Here is a 1,523-nt window from a genome sequence, read left to right as displayed (position 1 = left end):
GAGGGTTTTTCATAACTGGACAAATCACGGCTGTGGATAAGTGCTCCCCCTTGATGATGCCCTTTCCAACGTTCTGACCATGTTTCGGGGGGGATGAGCCGCGCGCCATGGCAACACGATGCCCGGGGAACGACCCCGGGTCGCTCGCCCCACCACCGGCGTATGACGCAGCGGGTCTGGACTACACGGTGGCAGCCAGCACCGCAGCGGCCAAGGCAATGACTGCGAACAGATTATGCGTATGGACCTTGCGCCGTCCGCGCACGCGGACGGTCCGTAAATTCAGCTGTTCCTTCAGGTAGCTGAACGCTCGTTCCACACTCGTCCTCAACTCATAGAGCGCATCCCACGCCGCGGTTCCCCGCACGATGCGCCCCACCTCGCGTGGGTCATCGGCAATGGCGATTTTCTGTACATAACCGTAGTTGGAGGACGAACACCAGGCCATGCCCATGGGACAATCGACATGGCCCGTCGCATGGGGACACCGAAACTTTTGGGTCGCCATGGTCGCGTCGTATCCCGCCAACGTCAGCGTGTATCCCATGGAACAGGTGGGACGCCCCAGATCGTCGCGGCCCTCCGGCGCCTCGCCGCCATGGCGATTCAGCGGGATAATTGGGACCAGACCTTGCGCTTGGAGATCCTGATAGAGCGTGGCTTGATCGTACCCGGCATCAAAAATGGCGGTCTGCTGACCCATATCCCGATCCGTGGTCATCGTCACCAGCGGACGCGCCATGTTGACGTCATGCATCTTGGCTGTCGTCGTGAGAGCGGCCAACGGAAACAGACTCCCGGCGGCCACCGCGAGGTGCAATTTATAGCCGAACCAACGGTATTTCTGGCCCTTGGGGCCGGTCTTCAGCCCCCAGCTCGCGCGTTCCGGATCTTGCGCGTCGGCATGCCGACGCGTCTTTTCGTACGCCGGGACATCCGAGGCGTCATAGGCCGCCTCATCGGTCGAGACGATCTGGCGCGCGCGGGCGGTCTCCACTTGCTGCGCATGCACGGCCTGCAAGCTCGTGCACTGGCTGATTTGGTCAAATATGCGGGAAAACGTGGCCGCGGAGGGAATGTCCGACTTGCCCCGATAGCCGACAATCCAGCGAAAGACCGGATCCCGGCGGAGCCGTGCCCGTAAAGCTTCGGTCGTGGGGATTTGTTCCACCGCTTTCGCCACGTAGGCCCGAAGCATGAGGGCTCGATCGTGCGTTTCTGGCCGGCCCGTGCGGGCCGGTTGCGGTAAGGCGCTGAGGGCAGGTCCCAAGGGGACCGCATCCAGGATGGCTTGGAGCCGGTCATCCCATTCGGTGTCATGAATCCATTCCTCAAAGGAAAAGAACGACGTTTGTCGAAGTGATCCCATAAGCGAGTTCCTCCTCGGGCGTAGTTTGGTGTGGTAACCAAGACTTCCCGACCGATGGTGAGAACTCCTTTTTGCGGCTAATTCAGGGGGAAAGAAATTTTCTCAGACCCCACAAGCATTGCAAATCAAGGACTTCGGGTTATGAAAAACCCTC

At 60.3% G+C, this 1,523-nt stretch carries 1 protein-coding gene; it reads right to left on the bottom strand.

Translation table 11 applies throughout. The features are described from left to right. Positions 1-181 precede the first annotated feature (181 nt). Positions 182-1,369: a transposase gene (locus HIJ39_RS22870; RefSeq protein WP_169103331.1), complete on the bottom strand. Its 1,188-nt coding sequence runs from the start codon at positions 1,367-1,369 to the stop codon at positions 182-184. Positions 1,370-1,523 lie beyond the last annotated feature (154 nt).

The organism is Sulfobacillus harzensis (genome assembly GCF_012933365.1).
Taxonomy (GTDB): domain Bacteria; phylum Bacillota; class Sulfobacillia; order Sulfobacillales; family Sulfobacillaceae; genus Sulfobacillus_B; species Sulfobacillus_B harzensis.
The sequence above is the reverse complement of the archived record's forward strand: the minus strand, read 5'-3'. Positions and strand labels throughout refer to the sequence as shown.